22 protein-coding genes are annotated in these 24,888 nt (G+C 57.4%); 9 read left to right on the top strand and 13 right to left on the bottom strand.

Going from position 1 to position 24,888, the window contains the following annotated elements; genetic code table 11:
• Positions 1 to 261: 261 nt before the first annotated feature.
• Both yhjD and C1Y42_RS19905 read right to left on the bottom strand, forming a co-directional pair.
• The gene (yhjD, locus tag C1Y42_RS19910) at positions 262 to 1,263 is read right to left on the bottom strand and encodes an inner membrane protein YhjD (protein ID WP_058770904.1); all 1,002 of its coding nucleotides are present in this window, start codon (positions 1,261 to 1,263) and stop codon (positions 262 to 264) included.
• A 50-nt stretch (positions 1,264 to 1,313) separates the two neighbouring features.
• A complete protein-coding gene (locus tag C1Y42_RS19905; protein WP_058775177.1) occupies positions 1,314 to 2,213 on the bottom strand; it encodes a LysR family transcriptional regulator in 900 nt (299 codons plus the stop codon).
• Positions 2,214 to 2,328: 115 nt separating this feature from the next.
• Between C1Y42_RS19905 and C1Y42_RS19900 the strand changes: the two genes are divergently transcribed.
• On the top strand, positions 2,329 to 3,087 hold the full coding sequence (locus tag C1Y42_RS19900) for an SDR family NAD(P)-dependent oxidoreductase (RefSeq protein ID WP_021507908.1): 759 nt from the start codon (positions 2,329 to 2,331) through the stop codon (positions 3,085 to 3,087).
• Between the two features lie 41 nt (positions 3,088 to 3,128).
• Here the strand turns inward: C1Y42_RS19900 and C1Y42_RS19895 are convergent, their stop codons facing one another.
• The gene (locus C1Y42_RS19895; RefSeq protein WP_059011335.1) at positions 3,129 to 3,977 is read right to left on the bottom strand and encodes a PhzF family phenazine biosynthesis protein; all 849 of its coding nucleotides are present in this window, start codon (positions 3,975 to 3,977) and stop codon (positions 3,129 to 3,131) included.
• 114 nt (positions 3,978 to 4,091) lie between these two features.
• Between C1Y42_RS19895 and C1Y42_RS19890 the strand changes: the two genes are divergently transcribed.
• A complete protein-coding gene (locus C1Y42_RS19890) occupies positions 4,092 to 4,715 on the top strand; it encodes a glutathione S-transferase family protein (protein WP_021507906.1) in 624 nt (207 codons plus the stop codon).
• Here the strand turns inward: C1Y42_RS19890 and C1Y42_RS19885 are convergent.
• Positions 4,682 to 6,172: a PLP-dependent aminotransferase family protein gene (locus C1Y42_RS19885; RefSeq protein WP_058775178.1), complete on the bottom strand. Its 1,491-nt coding sequence runs from the start codon at positions 6,170 to 6,172 to the stop codon at positions 4,682 to 4,684. The two genes, C1Y42_RS19890 and C1Y42_RS19885, sit on opposite strands and share 34 nt — an antisense overlap.
• A gap of 135 nt (positions 6,173 to 6,307) precedes the next feature.
• Between C1Y42_RS19885 and C1Y42_RS19880 the strand changes: the two genes are divergently transcribed.
• Positions 6,308 to 6,895 (top strand): LysE family translocator, encoded by a 588-nt coding sequence (locus C1Y42_RS19880; protein ID WP_058759374.1) that lies wholly within the window; start codon positions 6,308 to 6,310, stop codon positions 6,893 to 6,895.
• A gap of 279 nt (positions 6,896 to 7,174) precedes the next feature.
• Here the strand turns inward: C1Y42_RS19880 and mqo are convergent, their stop codons facing one another.
• On the bottom strand, positions 7,175 to 8,785 hold the full coding sequence (gene mqo, locus C1Y42_RS19875; protein WP_021507903.1) for a malate dehydrogenase (quinone): 1,611 nt from the start codon (positions 8,783 to 8,785) through the stop codon (positions 7,175 to 7,177).
• Between the two features lie 526 nt (positions 8,786 to 9,311).
• Positions 9,312 to 9,557 carry a DUF1158 domain-containing protein gene (locus C1Y42_RS19870; RefSeq protein WP_010615729.1) on the bottom strand — a complete coding sequence of 82 codons (246 nt, stop codon included), beginning with the start codon at positions 9,555 to 9,557 and terminating at the stop codon, positions 9,312 to 9,314.
• 285 nt (positions 9,558 to 9,842) lie between these two features.
• On the opposite strand from C1Y42_RS19870, the gene mntP reads away from it, so the two are divergent.
• From mntP to treC, 5 genes are all read left to right on the top strand, one after another.
• Entirely contained in the window at positions 9,843 to 10,415 is a 573-nt protein-coding gene (gene mntP / locus C1Y42_RS19865) for a manganese efflux pump MntP (RefSeq protein ID WP_021507902.1), read from the top strand.
• Positions 10,416 to 10,532: 117 nt separating this feature from the next.
• Positions 10,533 to 10,610 (top strand): stress response protein AzuC, encoded by a 78-nt coding sequence (gene azuC / locus C1Y42_RS24100; RefSeq protein ID WP_125310475.1) that lies wholly within the window; start codon positions 10,533 to 10,535, stop codon positions 10,608 to 10,610.
• A gap of 190 nt (positions 10,611 to 10,800) precedes the next feature.
• Positions 10,801 to 11,637, top strand: coding sequence for a fumarylacetoacetate hydrolase family protein (locus C1Y42_RS19860; protein WP_104094200.1), 837 nt, complete (start codon positions 10,801 to 10,803; stop codon positions 11,635 to 11,637).
• A gap of 270 nt (positions 11,638 to 11,907) precedes the next feature.
• The gene (treB, locus tag C1Y42_RS19855) at positions 11,908 to 13,350 is read left to right on the top strand and encodes a PTS trehalose transporter subunit IIBC (protein ID WP_058770908.1); all 1,443 of its coding nucleotides are present in this window, start codon (positions 11,908 to 11,910) and stop codon (positions 13,348 to 13,350) included.
• Entirely contained in the window at positions 13,334 to 14,998 is a 1,665-nt protein-coding gene (gene treC / locus C1Y42_RS19850) for an alpha,alpha-phosphotrehalase (RefSeq protein ID WP_104094199.1), read from the top strand. The genes treB and treC overlap by 17 nt, the downstream gene beginning before the upstream one ends.
• 52 nt (positions 14,999 to 15,050) lie before the next feature.
• On the opposite strand, the gene C1Y42_RS19845 is transcribed toward treC, so the two are convergent.
• The 6 genes from C1Y42_RS19845 to C1Y42_RS19820 all read right to left on the bottom strand — a co-directional run bounded on the left by C1Y42_RS19845 (position 15,051) and on the right by C1Y42_RS19820 (position 22,776).
• A complete protein-coding gene (locus C1Y42_RS19845) occupies positions 15,051 to 15,836 on the bottom strand; it encodes a hypothetical protein (RefSeq protein WP_058759370.1) in 786 nt (261 codons plus the stop codon).
• 48 nt (positions 15,837 to 15,884) lie between these two features.
• Positions 15,885 to 17,291 carry a radical SAM protein gene (locus tag C1Y42_RS19840; RefSeq protein WP_059011354.1) on the bottom strand — a complete coding sequence of 469 codons (1,407 nt, stop codon included), beginning with the start codon at positions 17,289 to 17,291 and terminating at the stop codon, positions 15,885 to 15,887.
• Complete coding sequence (locus C1Y42_RS19835) at positions 17,291 to 18,565, bottom strand: glycosyltransferase (RefSeq protein WP_104094198.1); 1,275 nt, start codon at positions 18,563 to 18,565, stop codon at positions 17,291 to 17,293. Before C1Y42_RS19835 ends, C1Y42_RS19840 begins: the two co-directional genes overlap by 1 nt.
• Positions 18,566 to 18,578: 13 nt before the next feature.
• Positions 18,579 to 19,952 carry a glycosyl transferase family 2 gene (locus C1Y42_RS19830; protein ID WP_104094197.1) on the bottom strand — a complete coding sequence of 458 codons (1,374 nt, stop codon included), beginning with the start codon at positions 19,950 to 19,952 and terminating at the stop codon, positions 18,579 to 18,581.
• Positions 19,953 to 20,349: 397 nt separating this feature from the next.
• Entirely contained in the window at positions 20,350 to 21,702 is a 1,353-nt protein-coding gene (locus tag C1Y42_RS19825) for an MFS transporter (protein WP_021507894.1), read from the bottom strand.
• Positions 21,703 to 21,873: 171 nt separating this feature from the next.
• Complete coding sequence (locus C1Y42_RS19820) at positions 21,874 to 22,776, bottom strand: GntR family transcriptional regulator (RefSeq protein ID WP_021507893.1); 903 nt, start codon at positions 22,774 to 22,776, stop codon at positions 21,874 to 21,876.
• A gap of 135 nt (positions 22,777 to 22,911) precedes the next feature.
• Here C1Y42_RS19820 and C1Y42_RS19815 point away from each other — a divergent pair, with 135 nt between their 5' ends.
• Positions 22,912 to 23,940 carry a zinc-binding alcohol dehydrogenase family protein gene (locus C1Y42_RS19815; protein ID WP_104094196.1) on the top strand — a complete coding sequence of 343 codons (1,029 nt, stop codon included), beginning with the start codon at positions 22,912 to 22,914 and terminating at the stop codon, positions 23,938 to 23,940.
• A gap of 8 nt (positions 23,941 to 23,948) precedes the next feature.
• Here the strand turns inward: C1Y42_RS19815 and C1Y42_RS19810 are convergent, their stop codons facing one another.
• A complete protein-coding gene (locus C1Y42_RS19810) occupies positions 23,949 to 24,866 on the bottom strand; it encodes a nucleoside hydrolase (protein ID WP_104094195.1) in 918 nt (305 codons plus the stop codon).
• Positions 24,867 to 24,888 lie beyond the last annotated feature (22 nt).

Here is a 24,888-nt window from a genome sequence, read left to right as displayed (position 1 = left end):
AAGAATCTTACGCACCTGTTTTGCCGCATTCAATGACGAAAAACCGCGTCACACCGGGCTTTAGCGGCGAAAAAGAGGATAATTTCTGAGTTACGGCAATCGGCGGCGGATGGGAAGGGGAAGTACGGCTTTTCTGGCGTGATTCTCTGCAAAAGGGCCAAATAAAAGTGACCCTATAGCGTTTCCTGCTGGTTTTTGCTGCTTTAGTAGCCAGCAGGAAACATTTTTTGCTGTTGCGGCAAATGTAACTGAATTGTCGCGTTACGCAGAGTGATGCGGCTGCGACATCTCGGGATCATCCTTGTATTTTGCGGTGGCGATCCACGCGGCGCAGAACAGCGTCAGACGCGCGAAAAAGTAGAAGAAGGCCATCAGCCCCAGCACCGATCCAAAGGCGGCACCGGAGGGCGACGTCGCCAGCTTTGGCAGCGTCAGCGTCATAACAAACTTGATCACCTCAAACCCAATCGCCGCCAGCAGCGTACCGCGCAGCAGCGCTTTTTTGCGTGGCTTGTGGCGCGGCAGGATCCAGAAAATCCACAGGAACAGCAGATAGTTGGCGAAGATGGAGATCGACAGCGCGATGATGGTCATCGCCGGCCGCAGCCACTCGATATCGCCCAGCCCCAGCGCATTCACGATCGCCGCCTGCGCTGCGCCGGCAATCGAGGTCAGCGACAGCGTAATCACCAGCGCCAGCATCAGACCCAACAGCGAAACCAGGTCGCGCAGATATTTCTTCCACCACTTTTCCTGGTCATCCGGCTTGCGTTCCCATACGTCACGCGACTGGGCGCGCACCGCTTCGCGCAGGTTACCCATCCAGTTAATGCCGGAGTAGAGCGCCAGCAGCAAACCGGTCAGGCCGACGGTCGCGCGCTGCTGAATCGCGGTATTGACGGTATTTTTCAGCGTGGTGGCCAGCGTCGGGTCGCTGATGCTGTTAACGATTTTGTTGATCAACTCAGAAAGCAGGTCCTGATTGGACGCCAGCACAAAGCCGACCGCCGCAAAGGAGACCATCAAAATCGGTATCAGCGAAAGAAATGAAAAATAGGTGATCGCCGCACCAAACTGGCTGCCGAGGCGATCGTTAAAGCGCTCCAGCGCGCGCAAAAAGTGAGCTACTGCCGGGATCGCCTGAAACCAGGCGGCAAAGCGTGAGACGCGCCTGATCGAGCCATCCACCGTTTTGTTCCCGGTTTTGATATCAATCAGCGGCTTAGCTTCAGCCGCTGAGGCTTTTGTGGTTTTGTCCGTCATAGACCTTCTGCATCCTGTTCACAGCGAAAATAAAATTATAGCCTGCCCGTTCAGGTCACGTATTCCTGCAGCACCTGGCTTAGCCACTCCATAAACACCCGCACGCGGCGCGCCACGTTGCGACGGTGAGGATAGAGCAGGGAAATCGGCATCGGTTTGGCCGGGAAATGGTGCAGCACTTCGACCAGCTGGCCGGATTCCAGCAGCGGCTGCACGCCAATCGCCGGTACCTGAATAATGCCCAGCCCGGCAATACAGGCGGCGCGATAGGTCTCAGTGCTGTTTACCGTCACCACGCCGCCGGTCTGCACGTAGTGGCACTGTTTGCCATCAAAGTACTCAAAGCCCGGCGAGGGCTGCCCCAGCTGCTGGGTATAGTGCACCATGGCGTGCTGGCCGAGATCGTCGAGCCGCACCGGCATGCCGAAGCGGGAAAGGTAGCCAGGGCTGGCGCAGTTGATCAAGGCGTATGAGCCAATTTTCCGCGCAATCAGGCCGGAATCTTTAAGTTCGCCGACGCGCAACACGCAATCAAAGCCTTCGCGAATCACATCAACCTGGCGATCGCTGCTGCTCAGCTCAATCTCCACGCCCGGATAGTGCTGCAAAAACTCCGGCAGGCGCGGCAGGATAAAACCGGTTGCCATCGCCACCGACATATCGACGCGCAGCTTGCCGCTCAGCGTGGCAGGATCGTGCTGGAACAGGCTGTCCATATCATCCAGCATCGACAGCAAATCCAGGCAGCGATCGTAATACACCAGGCCATCCTGGGTAAGATGCACACGGCGCGTGGTACGGTGCAGCAGGCGTGTGCCCATCTGATTTTCCAGCGCCTGCAACTGGCGGGACACGCTGCCCTTGGGTAAACCCAGACTCTCAGCCGCGCGGGTAAAACTGCCCATTTCTGCCACCCGCACAAACACCTGCATAGCGTGAATTTTATCCATGTTGTTCACCGATTGTTGTTGTTAGTGAAACAGTGCTGTGTATTCCCCTGCGTTTATAGATCAATTATTCGCGAATATCCTTAATCCGTGTTCAATTTTCCAACCGGAGCGAAACATGTCTCATAAAATTGCATTGATTACCGGCGGTAACCGCGGCCTGGGCAAGAATGGCGCGCTAAAACTGGCCGCTAAGGGCGTCGATATTCTGTTTACCTGGCGCGGTCATGCTGAAGAAGCGCAGGCGGTCGTGAAGGAGATTGAGGCGCTGGGCGCGCGTGCGGTGGCGCTGCAGCTGGATGTGGGCGACAGTAAGCAGTTCGATGACTTTGCGGCACGGGTTAAAGCAACGCTGAACGAAACCTGGCAGCGCGATAGCTTTGATTATTTAGTAAACAACGCTGGCCACGGTCATTACAAGCTGCTGGCCGAAACCAGTGAAGAGGAGTTTGATGCGCTGGTGAATGTGCATTTTAAAGGGCCGTATTTCCTGACGCAGAAACTACTGCCGCTGATCGCCGATGGTGGACGCATCCTGAACATATCCAGTGGTCTGACGCGCATGACGCTGCCGGGTTCAGGTACTTACGCCGCCATGAAAGGGGCGATGGAAGTGCTGACGCGCTATCAGGCGAAAGAGCTGGGCGAGCGCCGCATTCGCGTCAACATTCTGGCACCGGGGGCAATTGAAACCGACTTTGGCGGGGGTCGCGTGCGCGACACCAAAGATCTGAACGCGCATATCGCTTCAGTGACCGCGCTGGGCCGCGTTGGTCTGCCGGATGATATCGGTGATGCCATCAGCGCGATCCTGAGCGACGAAACCGGCTGGATTACCGCCCAGCGTATCGAGGCCTCCGGCGGTCAGGCACTGTAAAAACATCGCGCTGCGACCGAATTAACGGAGCAGCGCCCGTTTTACACCTCAATCGTGCCATCAATCAGGGTGAGGGTTTGCCCGCCGATCCAGATTGTCTCACCGGCAAAACGCACCACAATGCGACCGGCACGCTGGATGGCGCTGCCCTGACGCGCGCAGTAATCCTGCCGCTGGCCCTGCGCCGCCAGATAGCGTGCCAGACAGGCGTTGGCGCTGCCGGTGACCGGATCTTCGACCAGGCTACCGTTCTCGACCAGCAGCGCGCGCACCTCGTACTGCGCCTCTGCATCCTGCGGCAGCGGGCCAAACAGAGCGATGCCGTTCACACCCGCATGCTGCTGCAGCCGCAGTAAATCGTCCGCCTGCGTGACCACCTCCAGTACCGCCTGCGCGCTGCTCATCGGAATTAACAGCCAGCGAATCCCCATATCCGCCACGGCTGGCGTCTGGCTGAGATCGAACGCGTCACTGTGCAGTGCGCTGCTCATCAGCGCATCACTGAACGGCGTCAGGCTGGCGTCCGGCGCGGCAAAGGCCAGCGTACCGTCAGCGCCAATCTGCACCTCAACCAGGCCCACGCCGCACTCCTGCACAATCTTACCCGCTGTTTTCAGGGGCCAGCCGGCTTCCAGCAAGGCATGCGCGGTGCCAAGCGTGGGGTGTCCGGCAAACGGCAGTTCGCCGCCAGGCGTAAAGATGCGCACACGATAGTCGGCTGTGGCATCCTGTGGGGGCAGCACGAAGGTGGTTTCCGACAGATTGGTCCAGCGTGCGATGGCCGCCAGCTGTGCGTCGCTCAGACCCTGGGCATCCATAATCACCGCCAGCGGATTGCCGCTGAACGCGCCTGTGGAGAACACATCCACTTGTTTAAACGCCACCTGCATGTTCGCTCCTTTCCTCATTGAGGTTGTCTGAAATCCGGATTTACATCCTGCTGATTGCTTAAGGCGTCTAACAGGACTATGAATAGATTAACAATTCTGCCAGCGGAGTCCGCTATGTTAAAAATTCTGGGCCGTAACTCGTCAATCAACGTTCGTAAAGTGCTGTGGCTCTGTTCAGAGCTGGATATTGCCTGGGAGCACGAGCCGTGGGGCGAAGACCCGCAGTCGTTGCACTCACCGCAGTTTATGGCGCTCAATCCCAACGCTATGGTGCCGGTGATCATCGAAGATGACTTCGTGATGTGGGAGTCCAACGCGATTCTGCGCTACCTCGCCAACAGCAACGGCGGTGAATGGCTCTACCCGGATAATCCGCGCGCGCGTGCGCCGGTCGATCAGTGGATGGACTGGCAGGCCACCGAGCTCAACACCTCATGGCGCTATGCTTTTATGTCGCTGGTGCGCAATTCGCCAGCCCATCAGGATCCGCGCCTGCTGGCTGCCGCCATCAAAGGCTGGAGCCACACCATGGGTATTCTTAATCAGCAGCTGGAAAAAACCGGGCGCTACGTCGCGGGCCGAAACTTTACCCTGGCCGATATTCCGGTTGGCCTGGCGGTGAACCGCTGGTTTGAAACCCCGCTCGACCATCCGGACTTTCCTGCCGTGCAAACCTATTACGAGCGCCTGACCGAACGCGAGGGTTACACCACCTGGGGCCGCAACGGTAAGCCCTGATCCTGACCCGGCGCGATACCGGTGATTTCACAGGCCAGCGCGCCGGTGCGTTTCAGTGCCCAGGTGTAACGCTCATCAAACGGATAGCAGCAGGAGAGACGCAGCGCATGGCGATAGCGATCGCTCAGTGAATAGAGCGCGCCCGGCGTGACGCAAATCTGCTCCTGCAGCAAGCGATGGAACATTTCCACCGTGTCAACTTTGCCCGGCAGCTCGACCCAAAACACAAAGCCGCCGCGCGGCAGGGTAGCGCGCGTGCCCTGCGGGAAGTGACGGGCAATGATGCCGCGCGCCGCATCCAGATTGGCAGCGTAGCGACGGCGCAGCGAACGCAGATGGTGATCGTAACCGCCGCTGGCGAGAAATTCGGCCAGCGTTTCGCTCAGCAGTTTTGATTCGGTCATCGACGATACCGCCTTCAGCCGCGCAATCGCCGGGTGGAAGCGGCCGGCAGCCGTCCAGCCCACGCGAAAATCGGGCGCGACAGTTTTGGTGAAGCTGGTGCAGTAAATCACCCAGCCGTCGCGGTCAAAGGCTTTGACCGGCGGCGACAGCGGCCAGTCAAACTGCAATTCGTCATACAGCCCATCTTCCAGCAGCGGAACGTGGTAAGTGTTCACTAACTTCGCGAGACGCTTTTTATTTTCCAGCGGCATCACGTAGCCCAGCGGATTCTGCGCGCCCGGCATGGCGATCAGCGCCTGAATGCGCTGCTCCTGCAGCAGCATCTCAAGCGCGTCCAGCGACAGGCCGTTTTGCGGATCGGTGGGGATTTCCAGCGCCTTCAGCCCGAGTGAGGCCAGCAGCGGGAACAAAAAGAAGTAGGTCGGCGATTCAAGCCCGACGCAGTCGCCCGGCTTCGTCACCGCACGCAGCGCCAGCTGCAGCGCTTCCATGCAGCCGTGGGTCAGGGTGATGTCCGCGACAGTCAGATTCAGGCCGGTGTGCAGGCTACGGCGCGCAATCTCCTCCCGTAAGCGCTCACTACCCGGCGGAAGCGCGTAGCGACCAATGATGTCGTTATCGCGGCGAATAAGGGAGGCGGTAATACGTCCCAGTTTTGCCGCCGGAAACAGCTCACTATCCTGCGGGCAGGCCAGCGAAATATTGGTGTAGTCGGGGTGATTCTGCGCGGCGAACACCTGCTCGATCAGTTCCAGTTTTTGCGTGCTGGGGTCATTAACGCTGGCGCTCATCGGCCTGAGCGGTCGCGTCACCGCGGGCAGCACGCCGCGCACGTAGTAGCCCGACTGCGGACGGGCTTCTATCAGGCCGCGATCTTCAAGAATATGCCAGGCACTTAACACGGTATTGATGCTGACCTGGTGCGACTGTGCCACGCGCCGGATGGCCGGCAGGCGCTTACCCGGCTTCAACGTGCCCTGATGGATAGATTCGGCAAAACTGTCCGCCAGCTGCTGGTACAGCGTCTGGCCGGATGAGAGAGGAAGGGACACAAAAGCCTCCGCGCGCGATAGGTACAATTTAAAATTGCCTTAACTGTATCCATCACAATAGTCATTTTGTGTCTCTGTTGCCATTGTAATTTGCGCATTAGCATGGTGTTTCGTTGGTTCTCAGGGAAACGCACCATGCTCGATCCATCCTTCTTTAGCTACGTTACGGTGATGTCGATTACACCGGGTCCGAACAATCTGTTACTGGCCACGTCCGGCGTCAATTTTGGCTTCCGGCGCACGCTGCCGATGCTGTTTGGCATCCTGCTCGGCTGTGCGTTACAGATGCTGCTGGCGAGCGTGGCGCTGGAGCTGCTGTTGCACTGGATGGCGTCGGTGCGGTTGCCGCTGACGGTGGTGGGATGCAGCTATCTGCTGTGGCTGTCGTGGAAAATCTTCCGCGCCGGTGCGCCGCAGCTGCGCGAACGTCCGCGTCCGATGACCTTGCTGGGCGGCGTGTGTTTCCAGGCGGTGAATCCCAAAGCCTGGCTGATGGTCACCAACGTGGCGCTGATGTACGCCAACAGCAACGGTGTGCTGGCGGTGCTGCTCGGCTTCGCCGCCCTCAACCTGCCGTGCATTTTAATCTGGGCAGCGCTGGGCGACCGGCTGCGCCATCACCTGCAGATTGCGTGGAAACGTCAGGCGTTCAATACGCTGATGGCGCTGTCGCTGGTGGCGACCACCGGCTGGATGCTGTATGACGCGCTGCTATTGAGCTGATGCTACGGCGTTGGATGGCGCGGTAAGCAGGGGCACCATATGGGGGGGCTGTTCAGTTAACGAAGCCGTACGACGCACCCTGATGTAGCGGCGCGATTTATCGCGCAATGTGCAATGTATTGTGCCGCTAACAAACGTGCGCTTCCTGGTGAATAAATCCCTGGCTGAACCGTCAGGGATTGCGTCATCCAAAAGGCGACACCGTAATCAAAAAAAAGAGGCCGCGATTGCGGCCTCAGGCAGGTCTGTATTTACCGGTGAAGGAACAGGCGTCGCCGCTTACTTGCCTACCACATGGGCGGTTTCACGGCCTTCGTCGTTGGCAGCTTCCGGCGTGATGACCGGTGCGTAATCCAGCTGCAGCACGCGACTGGTTTCGGCCAGCACCTTCTCGGTCAGCGCCACGTCGCCATTCAGCTTGCGGCCCCACGACGGGATTACCGCGCGGATTTTGGTTTGCCACTCGGGCGAGCGCATCTGTTCCGGGAACACTTTCGCCATCAGCTCCAGCATAATCGGTGCTGCGGTGGAGGCGCCCGGTGACGCGCCCAGCAGCGCAGAGATCGAGCCATCGGCCGAGGTGACCACTTCGGTACCGAGACGCAGCACGCCGCCCTCTTTCTCATCATTTTTGATGATTTGCACGCGCTGACCGGCCGTGACCAGCTTCCAGTCTTCCTGTTTTGCCTGCGGCACATAAGCGCGCAGCGCTTCCATACGATCGTCATCGCTCTGCAGCACCTGATCGACCAGATATTTCACCAGATCGAAGCTTTTCAGCCCAACCTGCATCATCGGCAGCAGGTTACTGCTGTTCATCGCGCCGAACATATCCAGCAGCGAGCCCTGCTTGAGGAATTTGGTGGAGAAGGTCGCAAACGGGCCAAACAGCAGCACCTGCTTGCCATCCAGTACGCGGGTATCAACATGCGGTACCGACATCGGTGGTGCGCCCACGCTGGCTTTGCCGTACACCTTCGCCATGTGCTGCGCCACTACGTCCGGGTTTTCCGTGACGAGGAACGAGCCGCCCACCGGGAAACCGGCATAGCCTTTTACTTCCGGGATGCCGGTTTTTTGCAGCAGCGGCAGCGCCGCACCGCCGGCACCGATAAACAGCTGGCGCGCGGTCAGCACCCGCGACTCACCGCTGGCGAGGTTGTGCAGGCTTACCTGCCAGCGCCCATCGCTCAGGCGCTTGATATCGCGTACTTCCTGACGCAGACGCAGGCGGAAATTCTCTTTCTTCTCCAGCGCGGCAATCAGCTGGCGCGTCACTTCACCGAAGTTAACGTCGGTGCCCATGTCGGTCCAAGTGGCCGCCACTTTCTGCTTGCGGTCACGCCCGTTCATCACCAGCGGAATCCACTCAGCGATCTGGTCACGATCTTCGGAATAGTTCATGCCGCGGAACAGGGTGCTTTTCTGCAGCGCCTGGAAGCGCTTACGCAGGAAAGCCACGTTGGCCTCGCCCCAGACAAAACTCATGTGCGGCGTGCTGTGAATAAAGCTTTGTGGATTACTCAGGTTGCCTTTCTGTACGTGATACGCCCAGAACTGGCGGGAAATCTGGAAGGATTCGTTAATCGCCACCGCTTTGGCAATGTCGATGCTGCCATCCGCTCTTTCGGGCGTATAGTTCAGCTCGGCCAGCGCCGCGTGGCCGGTGCCGGCATTGTTCCAGCCGTTAGAGGATTCGACCGCGACATCATCCAGCCGCTCGACCATCTCAATCGACCAGTCTGGCTCGAGATCCTGCAGCCAGGTGCCTAAGGTAGCACTCATCACGCCTGCGCCGATCAGCAGGACATCTACGTCTTTTCGTTCCTGAAGGTGTGTGCTTTCCATGCCAGCGGCGGCTAGCGCCAGATTTACCGCAGTGTTGCTCATGAGGCGACATCTCCTCTCTGTTGCCCTGAAGCTCAACAGGTTCGCAGGCGAAACAGCCACGCTTTTTGCAAGCGCGTTGCGCTATTTCTCAAAGGTTAAGACTCAGGTTTAAGCCATAGGTGTGATAACGGTTAACTGCACGTTATGCATATGCATTCGAATATAACATTCTCGTATCGGAATTAAACGTTTGTTTATTTTTTAAATGCAGAAATGATTCAGCATAAGAATTAATCAGCCCGACGGCGCTGTCATAAGGGATTTTTATCCCCTAATCAGGCAGTTATAGTAACTTAGTTGTTGCGGCAGTGTGAGGGAAATGGAGAGGGTTGATTTCACACGGTGAGCTGGATCACAAATTAACGCATTGAAAACGATAGGTTTTAGCGAAATTGATTTTTTATGCGGATTTTATGTTGCCTGATGTTTCGCCAGATCGTGTAAAAATAATGTTACATTTGTGTGACTTTTAATTTGGGCACCGTGTCAGGCGCCCGTCAGAAGAAAAATGCATCACGTACACCGTTCAGCGCAGCTGGAACCAGCGGCGCCAGACGAAGCGGATAATGAAAAACTCAACGGTACCCAGCAGCAAAAACCAGACGCAGAACACCATGGTGTACAGCTGATTCACATCCTGCAGATGCAGAGCCTGCTGCAGCTGTTTTGCCAGCGCCACGCCAAACGAAGGGGCGGGCAGCAGTAGCGCCGAAAGAAAGCCCAGCAGCAGAATGCCGCCCGGGATGATCAGCGTTTCAAATGGGTTTTTCATCGCATCATTCCAAATCAGTTAGCGCGGGCATTAGCGCATAAAACCGCGGCGCGGTGCAATCCCCGCAGCAGCGCGCGCTAAGAAATTTCTTCTATTCCATCCACTTAGCTGCAGAAATAGCGGCAGTTAAGAGTTATAGCCTTTGCTATACTTAAACCCATGATTTTGTTGTCTTTTTTTTGGCGGATTGGCGTGCTAGACTGCGCGCACTTTTTCATTACTGAACCCCATATGCGGACAAAGTGCAGGCTTAATCGTCTTATTTCACCGCATTGACTGAAAACCATGACATTTATCGCAACCCTGATTCTGGCCTTTGGTATGTCGATGGACGCTTTCGCTGCAGCACTGGGCAAAGGCGCGTCGCTGTATCGTCCGGGTTTCAAAGAAGCATTACGCACAGGGCTGATTTTTGGCGTCATTGAAATGCTGACGCCGCTGGTGGGCTGGGCTATCGGGCTGGCTGCCAGCCACTACATTATGGCGTGGGATCACTGGGTGGCATTTGGTCTGCTGGGCATTCTTGGCGGACGAATGATCATGGAAGGTTTCCGTCAGACGGCCGATGAGCCGTGCGAAGCGCCGCAGCGCCACGGCTTCATGGTACTGGCGCTGACGGCGGTAGCGACCAGCCTTGATGCGCTGGCGGTGGGGGTTGGCCTCGCGTTCCTGCAGGTTAACATTGTGCTCACCGCGCTCACCATCGGTGCGGCCACCACTATCATGGCGACCACCGGTGTGCTGGTCGGCCGCTTTATCGGTCCGGTAATGGGCAAATGGGCGGAAGTGCTGGGCGGCGTGGTACTGATCAGTATTGGCTGCACCATCCTGATTGAGCACTTAGGGCTGTTCCGTTAACGTCTGGCAGCATGGGTGGCGCATTTTTGTGATCTGGTTCAAAAATAATTGCGTGAAAAATGCGCGGGCGTTATAATTTTCGCGTAATTCTTCAACAATTTTTGTATCAGGTGCACCATGAAACGTTTTTTCCGCTCCGTGTTTCGCTCTTATGTTGAGACCTTCAAACACGTACCGCCGGGCGCCTTAAACTAAGCGCTCCGCCAGAAACCCTCGATAATCGCGGTCAGGGATCGACCTGTGATTATCACCCGGCGCCGTTCCCCTCTGCGCATCTCTGTCACCAAAACTCACAAACATTAATTACTTTACCCTCAGGTCATACCGCTTTTCCGTCTGGCTTTTGATAACCTGCGCGCAAATTCTCTATAACATTGAGGCCATCATGCAGCTGTGCAGTTTTTCTCTTATTGACCAGGCAAGAAAAAGTTATGGCATCGTGCAACCCGACGGCGTGATCGATCTCGGTGCGCGGCTGGGCGACAGCTGTCCGGATTTGAAAACTCTGCTGCAGCGCGGTGGCCTGAGTGACCTGCAGGTGTACCTGAGCGAGCCGGTGGACTATGCCTTCAGCGCGATTCGCTTCCTGCCGGTGGTGGAAAACCCAGGCAAAGTCTTCTGCGTTGGTATGAACTATGCCGACAAGCGCCAGGAGTTTGCCGCCACGCTCGACGCGCCGACGCTGTTCGTGCGCTTTGCCGATTCGCTGGCTGCGCACGAGCAGCCCCTGCTGAAACCGGCGACCACGGCTGAATTTGATTACGAAGGCGAGCTGGCGGTGATCATCGGCAAAGCGGCTTATCAGGTAAAAGCCGCCGATGCGCTGCAGCATGTGGCGGGCTACAGCTGCTTTATGGATGCCACGGTGCGCGACATGCAGTTCACCTGGTTTACCGCAGGCAAAAACTGGCAGCAAACCGGCGGCTTTGGCCCGTGGATGACCACCGCCGACGACATCCCGGACCCGCAGCAGCTGGCGATCAAAACCTGGCTGAATCAGCGTGAAGTGCAGAACGATACCACGGCCAGCATGGTGCATCCGGTGGCGAAGATCATTGAATACATCTCGGCGTTTAGTCCGCTGTCACCGGGCGATGTCATCATCACCGGCTCACCGGGCGGCGTGGGGAAAAAGCGTACGCCACCGCTGTTTATGTTCCCTGGCGATGAGATCGAAGTGGAAATTGAGAAGATTGGTCGTCTGCGCCACCGCATCGTCTGACGCATTGCTGCGCGGTGGCAAACGTTGCACAGCCACCGCGCTACCGTTTAAATAAATATTCAACAATACGAAATGTCCCGAATTTATATTTAAATGGCGCAGATTTAGTTATCAGGTTAAATAATTATTGTTAAGTTAATTTTCCTGCAATGTATTGCGTAAATATTTTTGTGATCGCCAACTAATTCCCTCGCTTTGCTATAGTTAAAATTAAAAGCAGCGGCGTATTATCGTCCACTGCCGATTCCGGCATGGAAATAAGGGATGATAATGAAAACCATCAGTCGCGAGATCATTAACGATCTCATTGACCGCGTGGGCGGTCGGGAAAATATTCTGTCACTTTCGCACTGTATTACCCGCCTGCGCTTTGTGCTGCAGGATGTCGACAAGGCCGATCCAGAGGCCATCCGTGCCACGCCCGGCGTTAAAGGATGCTTTAATTCTGCCGGACAGTTTCAGGTAATTATTGGAACCGAAGTTGACACTTATTATAAAGCGTTAGTTGAAGCACTAAATATTAGTGAAACCTCTAAGGAGCAGATTAAATCCGCGGCGCGCAGCCAGATGAAATGGCACGAGGCATTATTATCCCATTTTGCTGAGATATTTTTCCCATTATTACCGGCGTTAATTAGCGGCGGTTTGATTCTCGGTTTCCGTAACGTGCTCGGCGATATTGCCGTGGCGGATGATAAAACCCTGGTGCAGCTCTATCCCGGTGTGAAAGGGCTGTACGATTTCCTCTGGCTGATTGGCGAAGCGATCTTCTTCTATTTGCCGGTGGGGATTTGCTGGTCGGTGGTGCGCAAGCTGGGCGGTACGCCAATCCTGGGGATTGTGCTGGGCATTACGCTGGTTTCACCGCAGCTGATGAATGCGTATCTGATTGGCAGCCAGGTGCCGGAAGTGTGGAACTTCGGCTGGTTCAGCATTGATCGGGTCGGCTACCAGGCGCAGGTGATTCCGGCGCTGCTGGCCGGGCTGGCGCTGGCGAAAATCGAACTGGCGCTAAAACGTATCGTGCCCGCCTATCTGACGCTGGTGGTGGTGCCGGTTTGTGCGCTGCTGCTGTCGGTTTTCCTCGCCCACAGCCTGATTGGCCCGTTTGGCCGTCTGATCGGCGACGGCATCGCCTTTGCGGTGCGTCACCTGATGACCGGCAGCTTCGCGCCGATTGGGGCCGCGCTGTTTGGCTTCCTGTATGCGCCGATGGTGATCACCGGCGTGCATCAGACCACGCTGGCGGTTGATCTGCAGATGATTCAGAGCATGGGCGGCACGCCGGTGTGGCCGCTGATTGCGCTGTCCAATATTGCACAGGGCGCAGCGGTGGTCGGCATCATTATCGCTAACAAAGATCGTGCTGAACGCGACCTCACCGTGCCGGCCGCCATTTCAGCGTGGCTCGGCGTAACGGAGCCGGCGATGTACGGCGTCAACCTCAAGTACCGCTACCCCATGCTGTGCGCCATGATTGGCTCTGCACTGGCGGCGCTGCTGTGCGGCCTCAACGGCGTGATGGCCAACGGCATCGGCGTAGGCGGCTTGCCGGGTATTCTCTCGATTCAGCCACAGTACTGGACGGTTTACTCGCTGGCGATTCTGGTGGCGATTCTGGTTCCGCTGCTGCTGACCATCATCATCACCAAACGAAAAGCGGCAACCGCCATCATCAGCCAGGCAGAGGTGCAACATGAACAGGCACGCTGAATATCCCTGGTGGCGCCAGGCGGTGATCTACCAAATCTATCCTAAAAGTTTTCAGGACAGCGGGGCGCGCGGCACCGGCGATCTCAACGGCGTGATTCAGCGGCTGGATTATCTGCAGCAGCTGGGCGTCGATGCGCTATGGCTGACACCGATCTATGTGTCGCCGCAGATCGATAACGGTTACGACGTGGCGGATTACACCGCCATCGATCCCGCCTATGGCACCATGGCCGACTTTGACCACCTGCTGGCGGAGACGCACCGGCGCGGTATGCGCATGGTGCTGGATATGGTGTTCAACCACACCTCGACCGAGCACGCCTGGTTTAAGCGTGCCGAAGCCGGTGAGCAGCCGTATGTCGATTTCTATATCTGGCGCGACGGGGTGCCCGGTACGCCACCCAACAACTGGCAGTCTAAGTTTGGCGGCAGCGCCTGGGCGTGGAACGAACGGCGTCAGCAATACTATCTGCACCTGTACGCGCCGGAGCAGGCCGATCTCAACTGGGAAAACCCGGCGGTGCGCGAGGCGTTGAAGCAGGTGTGCCACTTCTGGGCGGATCGAGGCGTCGATGGATTGCGGCTTGATGTGATCAACCTGGTGTCGAAGCACCAGGATTTTAGCGACGATCTGCCCGGCCATGACGGGCGGCGCTTCTACACCGATGGCCCGCGCATCCATGACTACCTGCAGGAGTTCAACCGCGATGTGTTCACGCCGCGCGGGCTGATGACGGTGGGGGAAATGTCCTCGACCACGCTGGCCAACTGCCAGCGCTATGCTTCGCTGGCGCAAAACGAGCTGTCGATGACCTTTAACTTCCACCATCTTAAGGTGGATTATCCCCAGGGCGACAAATGGACGCTGGCGGCACCGGACTTTGTTCAGCTCAAGGCAATTTTTGCGGAGTGGCAGCGCGGGATGCACGACGTGGCGTGGAATGCGCTGTTCTGGTGTAACCACGATCAGCCGCGTATCGTCACGCGCTTTGGTGATGAAGGTGCGCTGCGCATCGCCTCGGCAAAATGCTTTGCGATGTTGCTGCACGGCATGCAGGGCACGCCCTATATCTATCAGGGCGAAGAGCTGGGAATGACCAACCCTCATTTTACCCGCATTGAGCAGTATCAGGACATTGAGAGCCACAACATCCACGCTGCGTGGCTGGCGCAGGGCAAGCCGGAGGCGGCAATCCTGGCGATACTGGCCAGCAAATCGCGCGATAACAGCCGTTCGCCGATGCTGTGGGACAGCAGCGCCAATGCCGGCTTCACGCGGGGTGAGCCGTGGATAGGCGTGGCGGATAACTATACGCTGATCAACGCGGCTAACGCGCTGCTCGACAGCAACTCGGTGTTCTATGGCTACCAAACGCTGATTCGGCTGCGTAAGCGTTACGCTATCTTCACCGAGGGTGATTATCAGGATCTGGCACCGCAAGCGTCACACATCTGGTGTTATCGTCGCAATTCGCCGCGTGAAAGCCTGCTGGTGGTGGCGAACCTGAGTCACAGCGCACAGCCGCTGCTGCTGCCGGAAGTTGAAGGCAACTGGCAGGTGCTCATGAGTAATTACAGTGAGGCATCGCCGCCTGGGGCATTGACGCACCTGCGGCATTTTGAAGCGGTGTATTACTACCAGTCGTAACGGAGAAAACCGGCGGCGCGTTTCAGCAATGAGCAGAACGCGCCGCCTGCACTCACTTCAGCGTGCCGCATTCCGCCACGGCGAGATAATCGGTATACAGCTGCGGCGAACCGGAAAAGGACGCCAGTTGCTTCCACTCTTCATACATCTGTTTGGTATCCCGGTGCGCGCGCGCAAAGTCAGCCGCGCTGGCGGTGGCGATATCAGGCTGCGGATAAAACACATTCAGCGCCGCTTCACTCTCAATCTCCATCATCACCACATAGCCGTCCAGCCGGTTGCCGCTGTGACCTTTCAGCAGATGAAACTTCCAGCCGGGATAATCAACGATACGCGCGGCATTCTGCGCGATGAATTGCTCAAATTCCTGCGGCTGCACGCCCGGTCGCAGCGCCAGATAGTGGGTACCGAGAATGCGCGCGGTGCCGCTGCGGGCATCAAATCGCGGGCCACCCGGCAGCGTACTGTGAGGATTCTCTGCCAGCAGATCGAAATGGGTGAAAATTGTCGGGCGCCGCGCGAAGGTCGCCAGCTGGCGCCACTCGCTGAGCAGCGCGTCCGCGTCGGGATGCAGATGCCAGAAGTGCTCTGCCTCGGCGGTAAGTTCACCGTCATCCTGCATAAAGCGCGCGCGCTGTGCCGCATCTTTCATTTCAAACAGCATCAGGTATTGATCGACGCGCTCGCCGCGCAGACCGCGAAACAGCGTCCAGCGCCAGCCGGGATAGCAGGGCAGATGCACGCCTTTTTCGCGCACGAAGGTTTCAAACTGTTCAGCGGTGACGCCCGCTTCGGTGTCGATGGCGATATAAAAAAAGCTATAAACAGACTGGGACATAACAGGCTCCAGGCACGCCGTCGCGTGCCGTTGAGAGGTAAGGGCGGTTTAGTCGAACTGGGTGTTGATGATGGCTTCTACCAGCACGCGGCCGGCGGGGGTGAGCGTGACGTAGCGGCCATCGCTGTGCACTAACTCGCGCTGCTGCAACTCACGCAGCGCACGGGCGATGGTCGGCTGGGCAAACAGGCTGACGCCAAACTTCTGCTGAAACAGCACATCGTCGATCGGAATCAGCGTTGACAGCGCCATCTTGCAGCCGTTGATGGCCTGCTGATCCGGCGACATGCCGCGCACCGAAGCGATCGGCAGCTCACCGTTATCCAGTGCGCGCTGATAATCGGCGTAGTCGGTCAGGTTAATCAGCTCCGCGCCGGCACATTTGGAGCTGCCGCCAAGGCCAATCGCCACTTCCGGTGCCTGCTGGTCGAGATCGGTAATGATCGCTTTCCACTTCTCCGGCGGTGCGCTGCGATGGTGGAAATACATGGTGGGATGTTCAAGATAATCACCATCCAGCCACTGCTCGGCCAGCGCGCGCATCTGATACTGCTGACCCAGACTCGGCATCGCCGCGTTCTTACGCTGCCAGGCATTTTCTCCCTCCGCCGACACGCCGGTGCGGCTTTCGGCGAACGGCTTCATGTGCAGCTTGGTGAACACCAGATGCGACAGGTCAAGCGCGCGCGCCTGCTGCAGATCGTCACGCACGTCATCCACCGTTTGTCCCAGCAGGCCATACATCAGGTCGACGCTGACCAGGGCGAAGCCCAGCTCGCGCGCATCACGAATCACCTTGTAGCAGGCATCCGCGCTGTGCAGGCGACCACAGCCTTTGATCAGGCGGTCTGAGAATGACTGCGCGCCAAACGACAGTTTGCTGAAGCCCAGTTCACGCAGCTGCGCGAGGAATTCGCGCGTCAGCGTGCCGGGCTCGCCTTCGAAGCGCAGCGTGGCCTCGCGGAAGTTGAAATGGTTGCGGTAAAAATCCATTAAGCGCCGCAGCTCATCCGGTGGCAGCAGCGAGGGCGTGCCGCCGAACAGGTTGAACTCACCCACCGGCACTTCACCCAGCGCCGGCAACTGCGCCAGCCACAGTTTCGCCTCCTGAATGTTGCGATCGACGATATCGCGGAACAGCTCAGGCGCGCGCGGCGACTGCGGATTTACAATCACCGTAGGAAACTGGCAAAAGTGGCACTTGTAGCGGCAGGTGGGGATATACGCCCACAGATGAATTTGCGGCGCATGGCTCAGGCTGTGCTGCATGGCGCGGAAAAAATTCGGCAGCGGAAAATCGTCGATATCACCGGGAAACACATGGCAGCCAAAAGGATCATGCACCACGTATTCCAGCAAATCGGCGTTTTCCGGCCGGCTAAGCACCTCGCATATGGCCGGGCGAGGATAGTGACGATCGATATCCTGCAGGGATTGCAGCCAGGCAGCACGCATCAGAATACCCCGCCGTTTGCAAAGTAGTTATGCGCCTCACCGGATTCGCGATCTTCGCAGTAATACCAGACAAAGCGGGCGAAATCATTTTCCGTCACCTGGGCAAAGCAGGCCGGCAGCGGCGGTGGCTCGCCAATCTCTGCGCCGACGGCACGACGCAGCGCGGCAAACAGCTCATGGCGGAATTCAAAATAGAGGCGAAACGCCGGGGTTTTGTAGCTGTGAATCGGCAGGAAATCGGTCACGCTCATCTCCTGCATCATGCTGTGAATGCGGGCGAACAGGCGTTCAGCCACCTCTGGCGTGAAGAAATTAATCACCGCGGCGTTGTCGCGCAGCAGCGACGGATTCAGCAGCACCGGCAGCACCAGATTTTTTGGCACGTAATCTTTAATCGAGTAGTGCCACGCCTGCTGCGCCTGCTCTGCGCTGACATCGGTGAACGGCGTCAGTGCGGTGAGCGTGGGTCGCACATCTTTCATGATGATGGTGCCGTTATGGCCGTAGGCCACACCTTCAATCACTTCGTGCAGCAGGTTATCCACCCGGCGGCTGTTGATCTGCACGCGGGAGTTGGGCGCATACACCGGTTTGCCGCCGGCGGCGATCACCTTGATGCCAAAATCCCAGTCGTCTGACAGATGTTCAACAAACTCACCGTTTTTCAGCTGGTAAAAAATCTCGATGCCGCCCACTTCGTCGTACAGCTGCTTTTCGACGCCAAAGCCTTTGCCGTCCGGAAAGCCGCCAAACAGGGAGAAGGAAGCGTGGCGGCAGCGCAGCGTTTTATCAATCTCCGCATACAGCCGCGGGCGCTCGTGGAAATCCGCGGTTTCGTAGTAGTAGTTACAGGTGCCCAGATCGCCGTTTTGCGCAATCATGGTGCCGACCAGTTCGTCGATCCACAGTGCATCAACGGTACAGTCCGCATCGGCCGAAAGAATGTAGTGCTTGCGCTGAAAGCCGCTGGCCTCGTCGCGCAGACCGGCGCGCTGTGAGGCGAAATCCATGCCTTTTTTCCGCGCCGAAGAGACGCCCTGCACCGTCTCCTGCAGCTGATGAATTGTCAGCTGCGGATGCTGCGCGGCAAAGGCTTCAATCAGCGCGACCGAATTATCGGTGGAATTATTATCCACCATGATCACTTCCAGATTATCAAAATTAAACAATCCGCCGGGTGAACGCTGCTGCAATATTGATTCCAGCACCGCGTTAATACGTGCTGCCTCGTTATAAACCGGCAGCACGACAGAAATAAAACAACGGTTATCCATAGTCACTCCTTAACTACACATTAAATATCTGCCGGAAGATGTGATCCGACAGCAGGGATTTTCCTTTCTGATAATTGCGCGTGGCGATGGCGTCGCGGCGCGCGTCATCCTGTAACAAGGCACTGACGCGCTGAATAAAATCGGCATCCGGCAGGCCATCATGGCTGGCGGAAATTTCCATCAGTTCGCCTTCAAAACCGTACTGGCCATACACCTCGTGATAATATTCATAGCGGGTGGCGATATAACAGCGCTGATGGCTGATCGCCTCGCCAATCGGATTACCGTAGCTGTCGTAATCCCATGCGGTTAAAAACGACACCACATCGCAGGCGTGATAAAGATCCTGAATGGTGGTGGCCTGTGGATTACGCTCCATAAAGTCGTGATTTAACGCGCCAAAAAAGATGACGTAACGCTCCAGCTGGAACCGGCTAATTAATTGCTTTAATGCGTGATAATGCACGCTGTCTTCCAGCGGATCGCCGGCGACCATTAAATAAACGCGCTGTGGCTGATGCTGCGCGATAAGTTCACTGTTCAGCGCATGCAACAGGTGAATATCCCGATCGAGTCGCTTAGCCGGAATAATTCGCGTGGTGCGGGCAATCACCTTATCCTGCGCCAGCAACCCAAACTGGCGGCGTAAATCTTTGCGCGGATGGCTTGGGTCAAAAGGATAGGTATTACGCATCACCTCGATTTCGACCTGATGTTCGCACCAGGCCGCCAGCTGTGAGGCCAGTGCCTGGTTCAGCGTGACGTAGGTGATATGCGGCGAGGGCTGCGGCCTGACGGCATGTGGCCAGGGCGCGCTGCCGTAACGCGATGAAGTGGATTCGCTGTTCCACATCAGGTCGTGGTCGCGCCACAACACAAACCTGCCGAGCTGTTTTGCGGCGCCGTATTGCGCAATCGCCAGATAGAGCGCGCGGGTAAAAATAATATTATCCGGCAGCGTCCCGTTCTCAATAATTAAATAATTGATATCCAGCGCCTGCCATTTTGCGCACAGCGCGTTTGCCACCGCCTGTGCCATCTTTTCCGTCTGCTGCAACAGAGTTTTTTCTGCGGCGGCATCCAGCGTCTGGCTATGGTTAATCAGCACGTCATGAATATATTGCAGAAAGGCCGGGTTATAACCTTCCACCTGACGAATCTCATCGTGCCGGACTAAGGTAAAATGATGCTTCAGCGAATTGATTTCATTTTCGGAATAGGGGCGTCCGAAGTTTCCCTTATCAATTTTTATGTCGTAGCCGATATCAAGAAAGGAAGTGATTCCCTGCTCGCGTAAACGAACGGCAATTTTAGTGGCTTCTACCGTAATACCCGATAATGCCACGGCATCAAAAGAGATAAAAAGGGCCTTGCGTTGTAAATCCATTTGGTCACCACGCTCATACCTGAACATTAATAGTGACTGAACGGTAAGTTAAATTATCCGGTTAAACTTTGATCTAATCCACAAAAGTTTACTGTGGCTAATTAATTCACCTTCGTTAATGCATTAATGGATAATAATGCACTGAGGATGGTGGCTTATAATATTCGTCTTTGAGTTTTGTCTTAAAATAATAACTATTACCGGCGTGTTTAGCGGTATATTTTCCTTATTTCGGGCTTAATAGTGCTGGATAGTAATTGCCATCATGCAGTTTAATTTATCTGATCACACCCAGAATCAGGCGATAACGCGGCTGGAATACATGTGGCGGGCGGATGAAGAAAGGGTGCGCATAATCTGCGCACCCGGCGAAGAGCATTAAGCAGAAACCCTGGTGTTACACCCCATCGGTGATCGGTTTTCTGACCAGCAGCAGGTAAGCCAGCGCGCCGACCACCGTGACGCCAGCACATATCATCAGCGCGAGGCTGAACGATTTGGTGGTATCCAGCACCCAGCCGGTAATTACTGGCGCAAAAGAGGCGAAAACAAAGCTGGCAAAGTTCTGGATACTGCCCACTGACGCCGTCATGCGCGCCGTGACGTTAGCGTGGATCAGGCCCCAGCATGAGGTACCGGCAAAGTGAATGCAGAATAGCGCCATACCAATCAATGTCACCGCGCTGGTGGTGTCGGTGGCGCGCGTCACGAAGGTGGTAAAGGCCGCGGAGAGCAGCATGCCGCTGACAATCGACACCTTGCGCACTTTCACCGCGTCAAAACCGCGACGCACCAGCGCATCCACCACGTAACCGTTGAGCAGCATGCCTGCCGCGCCGAACAGGAAAGGAATGGCGGCCAGCAGGCCGGTGCTTTTCAGGTCCAGATGATAGGTCGACTGCAGATAGCCCGGCAGCCAGGCGATGTACAGCCACGCGGTATAGTTGATGCCGCTGAAGCCAATCATCATGCCCCACATGGTGCGCTGCTTAAACAGCCCCCGCCATTCGGCGAAACTCAGCGGCTCTTTGCGTGATGCCACGCTGCCCGCCTGCAGATAGTGAATCTCTTCACCGCTCAGCTTGTTGTTATCCCGGTCGCGATAGGTGAGATACCAGCCAATGGCGAGAAACATGCCCAGCACGCCGATGGTGACAAACATGCCGCGCCAGCCCATCACCAGCATCATCGCCGCCAGAATTGGCGGTGCCACCGAGAGACCAATCATCGACGCCGCGTTAAACATCCCCATCGGCATACCGCGATCTTTGATGTTGAACCAGTCGTTGATTACCTTCACGCCGCACGGGTTCATCGGTGCTTCGCCAATGCCCAGCCCGATGCGCACCAGCACAAACTGCGTGAAGTTATGCACCAGCCCGGCCGCCGCCTGGAACAGTGACCAGAAGAACATGCCGATGGCCAGCATAATGCGCGGACCTTTGCGATCGAGCAGCGCGCCGCACGGCAGCTGGGCTAAACCGTAGGCCAGCGAAAACGCTGACAGCAGCACGCCAATCTCGGTGGCCGATAAGCCCAGCTCCTCGCGGATGGTCATGTTGGCTACCGACAGCGAGCTGCGGTCAAGGTAGTTGATGATGGCGGCGAACAGCAGCAGCAGCATGGCGGTGATTTGAATCTTACGGATGCGCGGAGAGCGCACCACATCGGCGCGCGCCGGCACATAATCCTGCCCGGCGTGCTCGGGTGCTGGCGCGGTGGTGCCGCCGCGCGTTGATGTATTTTCCATTGCAACCTCCCAGGTTCGGGTACTTATCGTTATCAGTCTTGGGGTTCCTGCGGCAGCGAAACGGCCTGCCCTAAGGGGCTGCCTTCGAGACTAGAAGTAAACCGCGGGAGATGTTGCAAACATGTTTCTGATTCGTGCGGGCGCTTATGCTTTGTGGTTTTTAATCGGTTTTTAATTGTACTGCCGGATAGAGCGGATCATCGAGTGTTTGGCGGTTCTGAGATGCGCATGCAGCGCGCACAGCGCGTCCACATCCTGGCGGCTGATGAGCGCGGTAAGAATCGCCATATGCTCCTCCAGCGCGACAATGTTGCGTTGTTTCAGGTCGCTTTCATCCCACTGATAATGCGAGTGAAAAATCACAGAGATAATTTCCAGTGACTGATTGAAAAACGGGTTGTTGGCGGCGGAGAGAATCAGCGTATGCATCTCTTTATCCAGCGCGGCAAACTGGCGATAGTTGCTGGCGATGGTGTCGCGCAGCGCGCGATGGCGATCCAGCAGATCGCGCGCCTGCACCCAGCGCTCATCACCGGCGGCGAGGTTAAGAAAGCGGGTCAGCGCGTGCGTTTCCAGCATTTCGCGCAGTTCAAACAGCTTTTCGGCGTACTCCTGATCGAATTTCTTCATTCGCCAGTGGCCGCGCTTAACCGGTTCCAGCAGGTTATAGCGCATAAAGCGCAGCAGGAACTCGCGCACCACCACCGGGCTGACCCGCACCTGCTGCGCCAGCTGCAGCTCGGTGAAACTGTCGCCTGGCATCAGCAAGCGCTGGTTAATCAGGTTAAAAAACGCCTGCTCAAACTGCACCGCCTGTTGGTCAATCGGTGGGCTGAGTACGCTAAACCCATCCTCCTCGCAGGGATCACGCACGATCACGTAGGTTTCAGCCACTTTTTCCAGCACGCCGCGCTGATGCAGATGCTGCAGCGTGTGCCGCACCGTGGTGCGGCTGATATTAAACATCTCGGCCAGCGCTGCCTGCGGGGGCAGCGGCGAGCGCACATGGCGGCGGGCAATAGCTTCCAGCATTTGATTGATGACGTTCTGGCGCAGATTCTGGCTTCGGCTCATACGGCCCTCCGGTTTTTTATGCATTAAAAACCACACAAAGCCCAAAAAAATCGCGCTGACTCACACTTCGTACAGCGCAACCTCCCGCCGCGGTCGATTTTCGCCATAACTGCGTGAACAGCCCAGGAGGAAACGATGAAGAACATGAAAACGCTGGTGGTCGCCGAACCGCGCAGCATGGTGTGGCAGCAGCGCAGCGTACCGACGCCTGCCGCGCACGAAGTCCTGATTAAACCAATTGCCGCCGGCATTTGCGGCACCGATATTCACGCCTGGGCCGGCAATCAGCCGTTTTTCTCCTATCCGCGCGTGCTCGGTCATGAGCTGTGCGGTGAAGTAGTGGCGCTGGGCGCGGCGGCGCAGGGGTTTCATCCAGGGCAGCGCGTGGCGCTGATTCCTTACGTGGCCTGTCAGCGTTGCGATGCCTGCTTAAGCGGCAAAACCAACTGCTGTGAACAGATTTCAGTGATTGGCGTGCATCAGGACGGGGGCTTTTGCGAGTTTCTCAGCGTGCCGGACACTAATTTGCTGGCGGTTGACGATGTGGCGCCTGAAGCAGCGGCACTGATCGAGCCTTTTGCCATCAGCGCCCATGCGGTGCGACGCGCGGCGCTGGTCGCCGATGAGCAGGTGCTGGTGGTCGGAGCCGGACCGATTGGCCTGGGCGTCGCGGCGATTGCCGCCGCAGCCGGTGCAAAGGTGGTGGTGGCCGATACCAGCGCTCAGCGGCGCGCGCACGTTGCGCAGCAGTTGCAGCTGGCGACGATCGATCCGCTGGCGGAGGATTTTACGGCCGCGCTGCGTGCAGAGTTTGGCGGGCGGCTGGCCGCTAAAGTGATTGACGCCACCGGCAGTCCGGCGGCGATGAACAGCGCCGTGCAGCTGATTCGTCACGGCGGCACCATCGTGTTTGTTGGCCTGCACAAAGGCGATCTAGTGATCCCCGACACCGAGTTTCACAAAAAGGAGACCACGCTGCTGGGCAGCCGCAACGCCACGCGGGAAGACTTCGACAAGGTGCGCGCCCTGATGGCCAGCGGTCAGCTGCGGGCCGATATGATGCTCAACCGCCATTACGACTTCTCGACGCTGGCCGAGACTTTTGAGCCCGGGGTGATCAACAATCCTGAGCTGATCAAAGGCGTCATCCATTTCGCCCGCTAGAGAGCGTGTCAGGCGCGCAGCGTGGCAAAAAAATGTTGCCGTACCGCCTCGGCGTCGACGCCCAGACACAACCGCTGGGCGCGCAGGCCGGCGAACGGATCGTCGCGCGAGGCGAAAGTACTCACGCGCTGCAGCGTCTGGCCGCGGCTGATGCCTTCGGTCACCACGCGCACCGGCGCTGTCGTCACGCTGAACGCCTGCGGCAGCGCCAGCCATGACAGCGTCAGGGTATCGTGCAGCGCCATGCCATCAAATCCTTCTTTTTGCAGGCTGTAAGCCAGATAAGGCCGGCAGATGGCACTTAACACCGGCTGATTCAGCTGGCGCACTTCCTCTCCGCTGATCAGCACCTTGTGCGTCACATCCAGCGGCAGCATCACCACCGGCAGCGCCGAGGCCAGCACCTGATCGGCGGCATGCGGATCTTTCCAGATATTGAACTCGGCGAACGGCGTCACGTTGCCAGCGTGGCCGTCGGTGCCAAACGCGCCGCCCATGATCACCAGCTCTTTCACCAGCGGAATAATGTCTGGCGCCTGGTTGATGGCGCAGGCGATGTTGGTCAGCGGCCCGATTGCCACCAGGGTAATCGCATGCGGCTGCGCGCGTACGCTGTCGATGATGAACTGCACCGCGCTGTCGGCGGCCTCGCTGTACGGGTTATCGAAGGCATCGCCGAGACCGTCTGCGCCGTGCAGGGTAGCCGGTGCGGAAGGGGCCAGCGCCAGCGGACGCGCACAGCCGCGATACACCGGCGCGCTGATGTTCATCTTTGCACAGAACAGCCGGGCGTTTTTTACCGCCTGGCCAACCGCGACATTGCCAAACACCGTGGTGATGCCCAGCAGCTGCTGCGTGCGCGCCGCATACGCCAGCGCAAAGGCGTCATCCACGCCGATATCAGTATCAAAAATCAGGGTACGCATCGGAATCTCCTTGCTGATGATG

It is taken from the genome of Pantoea sp. ICBG 985, from assembly GCF_002928365.1.
Taxonomy (GTDB): domain Bacteria; phylum Pseudomonadota; class Gammaproteobacteria; order Enterobacterales; family Enterobacteriaceae; genus Pantoea; species Pantoea dispersa.
The sequence above is the reverse complement of the archived record's forward strand: the minus strand, read 5'-3'. Positions and strand labels throughout refer to the sequence as shown.